Annotated in this window: 7 protein-coding genes; 5 read left to right on the plus strand and 2 right to left on the minus strand. The window is 64.0% G+C overall.

The genetic code is table 11. From position 1 onward, the window contains the following. The first annotated feature begins 28 nt into the window (after window positions 1–28). Both IT350_13740 and mtgA read left to right on the plus strand, forming a co-directional pair. Window positions 29–1,357: an aminotransferase class III-fold pyridoxal phosphate-dependent enzyme gene (locus tag IT350_13740; protein MCC6159105.1), complete on the plus strand. Its 1,329-nt coding sequence runs from the start codon at window positions 29–31 to the stop codon at window positions 1,355–1,357. A gap of 127 nt (window positions 1,358–1,484) precedes the next feature. Then, window positions 1,485–2,249, plus strand: coding sequence for a monofunctional biosynthetic peptidoglycan transglycosylase (gene mtgA, locus IT350_13745; GenBank protein MCC6159106.1), 765 nt, complete (start codon window positions 1,485–1,487; stop codon window positions 2,247–2,249). 195 nt (window positions 2,250–2,444) lie between these two features. Here the strand turns inward: mtgA and IT350_13750 are convergent, their stop codons facing one another. Together IT350_13750 and IT350_13755 are read right to left on the minus strand one after the other, a co-directional pair. Continuing rightward, window positions 2,445–2,810, minus strand: coding sequence for a hypothetical protein (locus IT350_13750; protein MCC6159107.1), 366 nt, complete (start codon window positions 2,808–2,810; stop codon window positions 2,445–2,447). A gap of 94 nt (window positions 2,811–2,904) precedes the next feature. Then, the gene (locus tag IT350_13755) at window positions 2,905–3,102 is read right to left on the minus strand and encodes a hypothetical protein (protein MCC6159108.1); all 198 of its coding nucleotides are present in this window, start codon (window positions 3,100–3,102) and stop codon (window positions 2,905–2,907) included. A gap of 272 nt (window positions 3,103–3,374) precedes the next feature. Here IT350_13755 and galK point away from each other — a divergent pair, with 272 nt between their 5' ends. The 3 genes from galK (at window position 3,375) to IT350_13770 (ending at window position 6,467) form a co-directional block, all read left to right on the plus strand. Then, complete coding sequence (galK, locus tag IT350_13760; GenBank protein MCC6159109.1) at window positions 3,375–4,532, plus strand: galactokinase; 1,158 nt, start codon at window positions 3,375–3,377, stop codon at window positions 4,530–4,532. Between the two features lie 130 nt (window positions 4,533–4,662). Then, window positions 4,663–5,214 carry a hypothetical protein gene (locus IT350_13765; GenBank protein MCC6159110.1) on the plus strand — a complete coding sequence of 184 codons (552 nt, stop codon included), beginning with the start codon at window positions 4,663–4,665 and terminating at the stop codon, window positions 5,212–5,214. Between the two features lie 77 nt (window positions 5,215–5,291). After that, window positions 5,292–6,467 carry a M20/M25/M40 family metallo-hydrolase gene (locus tag IT350_13770; GenBank protein MCC6159111.1) on the plus strand — a complete coding sequence of 392 codons (1,176 nt, stop codon included), beginning with the start codon at window positions 5,292–5,294 and terminating at the stop codon, window positions 6,465–6,467. Window positions 6,468–6,612: the final 145 nt, after the last annotated feature.

The following is a 6,612-nucleotide window of genomic DNA, read 5'->3' on the forward strand; positions in this document are numbered from 1 at the left end:
CACGTCGCCGGGAAATCGGGGCCGTTTCATGCGTCTGCCGGGTCCGAAAAGTGCCGCGATGATCGAGGAACTGCGCCGCTACGTCGTCGCCGATCCCTATCCCTTTGTGCTCGATCTGCCACGCTGCGACGGCATGTGGCTCGTCACCGTGGACGGCGACCGGCTCTTCGACTGGATGGGATATTTCGGCGCGAAGCTCATCGGCCACAACCACCCCGGCCTCTCCAAGCCCGACTACCTGCGCCGCCTCGCTATCGCGGCGAACAACAAGACGGCCAACCCCGATTTCCTCACGCCCGAGTGCCTCGCCTATTACCGCGAACTGCACGCGCTCGCGCCGGTGTGCATGCGAAATCCGGATCTGGAGGTTTACACCGTCAACTCCGGCGCGGAAGCGGTGGAGAACATGATGAAATATTTCATCAATCTCCACGCGCAAAAGTCGCGCGACGCCGGGAAGTCCAACGCGCGGCGGCGATTCCTCTACTTCGACCAGGCATTTCACGGGCGCACGGTATTCGCGCTCCACGTCACGCGCCTCGATCACGACCCGATCGTCACGAAGGATTTTCACGGCATCGTCGAGGGCAATATCCAGATTCCGTTTCCCGCGTGGGATTCTTCCGAGTCCATCGAGTTAAACGAGCGCCGCACGCGCGATTCGCTCGACCTCGTGGAAGAAGCGCTGCGCCGCTTTGCCGACGAGATCATGGGCATCATCGTCGAACCGATCCAGGGCGCGGGCGGCCATCGCACGGCTTCGCCCGAATTCTTTCGCGGCCTTTCCGAACTCGCGCACACGCACGGCGTGAGTCTCGGTTTCGACGAAGTGCAGACCGCGGGCGGGCAGACAGGGACGTTTTTCGCGATTGATCAGTTCGATCTGCCGCATCCGCCGCAGGCCGTGGCGTCGGGCAAAAAACTCGGCTGCGGCGTGGTGTACATGAACCACCCCATGCTGGACCGCAATGTGCTCGATTCCACCTGGGGCGGAACGCTGGCCGACATGGTGCGTTTCGTGCGCGAGATGGAGATCGTGCGCGAGGAGCGCCTGATCGAGCAGGTGCCGGAAAAATCCGCTCGGTTGCGCGGCGCACTGGACGCGCTCGCGGCGAAATACGCGGATCTCGTTTTCAACGTGCGCGGCATGGGCATCTATCAGGGCTTTTCGCTGCGCCGACCGGAGGACAAGGCGCGCCTCGTCGCCGCCGCGCGCGAAAACGAGGGCCTGCTGCTGCTCGGCGCGGGGACCAACTCGATCCGACTGCGTCCGAATCTTTCGGTGACGGCGGAAGACATTGACCTGCTCGGCGAGATGCTGGGACGCGTGATGGAAGGCGTGCGGCTTGTGGCGTGAGACTTGAGACTTGGGGCTTGGGGCTTGGGGTTGAGGCTTGGGCTTGAGGAGTGTGGCCCGGCCGCCCTCGGCCGGGTTTTGCGCTGGAATCCACCGAATGCATGACGACCTGTCGCAGTTTCCTTCGATGTTTCCGCCTCGGCGCCGCCGCTCTTGGCTGCGCGCGTTCCTGTGGACCCTCGCCCTTGCCGCTCTCTCCCCTTTTGCGGCTAGCTTTATTCTGTGTCCGTCGATGGCGATCCTCAAAACGCACCAGCCCGCGGCAACGCGTTTCATGCTCTACCGCGAGCATCAAGCCGCGGGCGCTGACCGCGAGTTCACGCTTCGCTACACGCCGGTGCGTCTCGCCGATCTGCCGCGCTACCTGTCGAAAATGGCCGTCGCCGCGGAGGACGCGAATTTTTACAAGCACCACGGGTTCGATTTCGACGCAATCGAAAAGGCCCTGCGCGCCAACGAGCGGCGTGGAAAAATCGTACGCGGCGGATCGACGATCACGCAGCAGCTCGCGAAAAATCTGTGGCTGTCGCCGAAGCGAAGCTGGCTGCGCAAGGGGCTCGAAGCGGTGCTCGCGGCGCGCCTGGAAATGTCGCTCGAAAAAGACCGCATTATGGAACTGTATCTGAACGTGATCGAATTCGGCGACGGCGTGTTTGGCATCGAGGCCGCGGCGCGCCACTATTACGGCGTCGGCGCGGCGAACCTTTCCCCCACGCAGGCCGCAACACTGATCGCGTCCATCCCGCAGCCGCTCAAATACAACCCGAAACGCCCCTCGGCCCGCATCACCCGCGTGAGCGAACGACTGCTGCGCGAAACCGGCCTCGTACCGAAGCCTGACGGGGAGGAACCCGGGTCGGAAGTCGAGGAGGAGGACGAGGGGTTTATCTGAGCGCGGCCAAGTCCACACCGGCACGCGGAAGTAACCCGTAATAGTCCATGCGGGGAATTGCGCCGGTTCAACGACCCATGAGCCATTGCAGCTTGGAGATGATCCTTGCCGCCGGCTATCGGGTGCGTTTCATCTGTTCATTCCGAGCAAAGCGAGGAATCTGATTGCGATGCGCCGCCAGACCCTTCACTGCGTTCAGGGAGACATGGGAGCCCCCTCCGAATCCTCCCCGTTCGTGTTTCCATATGCATCGGCGGTGAGCTCCCAGCGAATTGTCATGCGGTGCGTGCGCGGGGCGGGAAATCGGTGCGCGTCGTAGTCGGGATCGGGCGCGTCTTCGAGCACGGTCTCGAACGACGCATCGGTGAGCGGCCGACCGTCAGCGCGCAGTACGGGTTCGAAGCCGCGATCCGTCTCGCGCTCCAACGCCACGCGCGGCGAGGGCGCGCCGCCAAACGCACCCGCCCACGAAAACGTCATCGTCTCGAAGCGGCGATACGTGGCGGCGGGCTGCTCCACGATCGCGCCGACGTTTTCGGCACGCTCGTATCCATCGGGCAACAGGTCGGGCCACGGATAGCGCGGCAGTGGCGGCTCGGGGATGATCGGCGGCGAGCCCGCGAGAATCAGCGAAGACGCGGCCTCGACGCACCGATCAACGAGAAAGTCGCCGAATTTCGGCCCCCATTAATTCATCGTCGATGTCGTCGTCGTTCGCCGAGTCGTCGTCAGATCCCGCGCCTGCCGAAAGGTCGTCGTCCGACTCCGGGGACGAGTCGCCCCCCACGCAACCCGCCGCGAACGCGCACGCCGCCGGCACGCACGCGAGACACACCCATTTCCCCGAACGCATCGCCCATCTCCGCATGACAATTCATCGCGCCGGGCCGCGAGTATAGGCAAAGACGTCCGTGAATCCAATCACGAAATCACACTCCAACGGGCGCTTTGTCGATACTCGGATCCCGTTCGATCATCGGGCGATGGGCTCATGTATGCCTTCCCGACGGCAAGCCCGTCCGCCGCTTGACCTTGGGAGGTGCCTCAATATTTCGATACGCATGTCGCAATTGACGTGGCGGCGCGGCCTGATAAGATCGACTTGCTTGAAATGGGGCGTTGCCCATGACGATGTTGACGGCGGTCGAAGCTTTCGAGCACGCGTTCGGACGCAAACCTCGAACAGCCGCCTGGGCTCCCGGCCGCGTGAATTTGATCGGCGAACACACCGACTACAACGACGGTCTGGTCCTTCCGGTTGCCATTCACCTTGGCATTTCCACCATCGCGTCCGATGCCGACGACGGCCAGGTCCAGGTGCTCTCGCGCGAGTTTCCGGCCGGCGGTGTGTTTCGCATCGACGACCGCCGCCGCGAAGGCGCGTGGCACGACGCCGTCAAGGGCGTCCTCGTCGAACTGGCGCGGGCGGGCGCGTCGATACCCGGTCTGCGCGTTTTCGTCGCGGGCGACGTACCGGTCGAGGCGGGGCTCTCGTCGTCCGCCGCGTTCCTCGTGTCGCTCGTCACGGCGATCTTCGCGTTGGCCAAGATCGATCTCGAACCGCGCGAGACCGCGCGCATCGCTCGCGCCGTGGAAAACGATTACTTCGGTGTGCCCTGCGGAATTCTCGATCAGATGGCGAGCGCCGCGTGCCGCGAAGGCCACGCCCTGCGCCTCGATTGTCGCACGCTCGATACGACGGACGTGGCCGTGCCGGGTGATCTGCGCCTGCTCGTCGGTCACACCGGGGTCGTGCGCCGCCTCACGGATGGCCGCTACGCCGCGCGCATCGGCGAGTGCCGCGCCGCGGCCAATGCGCTCGCCGCGCAAGGCGAACCCGTGTCGAGCCTGCGCGACGTGACGTGGGAGATGTTGGAGCGACGCAAGCGCGCGATCGATCCGGTGCTCTATAACCGCGCCCTCCACGTGGTGGCCGAAAACGCCCGCGTGGATCTTTTCGTCAAGGCGCTCGGCGCGGGCGACTTCGGCGCGCTCGGCGTGTTGCTCGGCGCGTCGCACGATTCGCTGCGCGACCACTATGAGGTTTCGTGCCCGGAGCTCGACGCGATGGTCCGCGCGATGACGCATTCGGGGGGCGCGCTCGGCGCGCGGCTCGTGGGCGCGGGGTTCGGCGGATGCGCGATCGGCATCTTCCACGGCGAGGTGTCGGAAGAACGCGTCGAGGCCATCGGCGCACAGTACATGCGCGAAACCGATCGGCAAGGCCGTTTCTATCGCGTTCGCCCCGGGCCGGGCGCGAGGCGCTGGGATCCGCTCGCCTAGCCGAATAGGCGTTTCTGTTTTTGAAAGATTTTTCTCCACGTTCGAGCAACGCGTACAAATCTTCTCGCTTGGGTAACGCGAGACCACGGTCCGTCGTATGTCTTCGCAACAACTCAGCGAGGTTCGAACGATGCGTTTTCGACGCCACAGCGTGGCCCTGTTTGTCTCGACAGCCTGGTTGCTCGGAGTCATCGCATTCGGATGCGGGGACGGCGGCGATGACGACGATGACGATGCGACCGCGAAACCCGAGGAATGCGAGGATCCCGCGACCGCCGATGAGGCCGGACCGGGCGGGTTCGCCGAGGATTTCGCCACCTCGGGGGCATTTTTCGCGCTCTCGGACGACTTCATCACCGGGACCGGTCCTCACGGCGACGTGCGGATCTGGTACTCGACGAACATCCAGGATCTCGTCGGTGAAGCGTGCTTCGAGGCCCCCGAGGGAACGACGGCCATCAAGGAAGAGGATCTGGATGGCGACGCGGCGCGCGACGCCTTCGTTTTGATGGTCAAGAAGTCGGCCGGGTACGATCCCGAAAACAACGACTGGTACTACGAACAGCTCGACGCCGACGGCAACCCGACCGGCGAACCCGAACCCGGAGGACGTATCGGACTTTGCATCAACTGCCATCAGGGCGCGGCGAACACGGACTACCTGTACGGTCCGACGCTGTAAACGGGAGCCTTTCGTTCCGACTTGTTCGCGCCGATCGCCGGGCGTAATGTGCGCGCTCTCGCTGGGGGAGCGCACACATGACGATGATGGATACGATCCGGGGAATTTACGCAAATCCGCAGCGCGGCGCATGCACCGAATCGGAGCGCGCCGCGTCGGCGTTTGTTTACGACGTGATGGAAAAAGAGGGCTTCGCGCCGAGGTTTCACGAGTTCACCGTCCACCCGGACTTCCACGTCGCGTACTCGCTCCACTTCGTGCTCGCGATCCTCTTCGGGCTCGTCGCGCACTGCTGTCCCGTGCTGTCGATCGTCGGCCTCGTGTTTGTGATGCTCAGCTTTTACGGCGACGCGACGTTGCGCTGGTACTGGCTTCGCCGCCTGACCCGCAAGGGCTCGTCGCGCCACGTCATCGGCCGCGTCGGACCCGACAACGCGAAACGCACCATCATCCTCTCGGGTCACCACGACGCGGGGCAGACCTCGAAGTGGATCTTCGAGCCCGCGAAGCTCAAGGCGCAGCAACGGTTCTGGAAACAGAAGCTCGGCGCGCCCATGCCGCAGTACGTGCTCATCTTCGGGGGCATGGCGCTCGTCCTGCTCTCGGCGGTGCTACGCGCGCTCGGTCACTCGTGTGTCTTCACGCAGGGATTCGAAGTCGTGGGTGTTATCGTGTGCGCGATCGCCGCGTTCGGGCACATGACGATGTACAAAAAAGGATTCGGCGGCGGCGCGAGCGACAACGCCTCGGGCGTGGCGGCCTCGATCGAGATCGCGCGACGGCTCCGCGACGATCTTCCGCCTGACACAAATCTCGTCGTCCTGTCGTTCGGCGCGGAAGAGACGATGGTGATGGGCTCGGGCACGACCGTGAAGCGCATCTTCGCGGGGGTGAATCGCGAGAATACGTACGCCATCAACCTCGACGGCGTGGGCGGCGGCGACATTCGCTACTGCCTCGGCGAGGGCTTGCTGTGCGTGTATCCCTTCGATCCCGAGCTCGTCGCCGCGGCGAAATACGTCGCGCGCAAACCGGGCTTCGAGCGTTTGATTCCGTACACGATCCGCTCGGGCGCGTCCGACGCGTTGCCCTTCGTGCACGCGGGCATCAAGGCGATTTCGCTGATCGGCCTCGACGAAGACGACTATCCGCCCAACTACCACTGGCACACGGATACGCCGGAGAATATCGACGAGCGCTCGCTCGAACTCGCCGTGTCGGCGTCGATCCAGATGATCCGCCGGTTGGACTGACGCCGAACGAGGCGCGGCGAAATTACTGCCAGCGCTTCTTGCGCTTGTAGCGCCTCGCGTCCTCGTCGGGCGCAATCTCTAGAATTATTTCTACCGCGGAAATTCGGAGACGATTTTTCTTGCGTTCCCATTTTCGCGGGTGTAT

This window comes from Deltaproteobacteria bacterium (assembly GCA_020845895.1).
GTDB lineage: Bacteria > Lernaellota > Lernaellaia > JACKCT01 > JACKCT01 > JADLEX01.

Excerpts from the sequence above, each read along its gene's own strand:
- IT350_13770 (MCC6159111.1), top strand. The coding sequence starts at position 5,292 with ATGACGATGATGGATACGATCCGGGGAATTTACGCAAATCCGCAGCGC.
- IT350_13755 (MCC6159108.1), bottom strand. The coding sequence starts at position 3,102 with ATGCGTTCGGGGAAATGGGTGTGTCTCGCGTGCGTGCCGGCGGCGTGC.
- galK (MCC6159109.1), top strand. The coding sequence starts at position 3,375 with ATGACGATGTTGACGGCGGTCGAAGCTTTCGAGCACGCGTTCGGACGC.
- IT350_13765 (MCC6159110.1), top strand. The coding sequence starts at position 4,663 with ATGCGTTTTCGACGCCACAGCGTGGCCCTGTTTGTCTCGACAGCCTGG.
- mtgA (MCC6159106.1), top strand. The coding sequence starts at position 1,485 with ATGTTTCCGCCTCGGCGCCGCCGCTCTTGGCTGCGCGCGTTCCTGTGG.
- IT350_13740 (MCC6159105.1), top strand. The coding sequence starts at position 29 with ATGCGTCTGCCGGGTCCGAAAAGTGCCGCGATGATCGAGGAACTGCGC.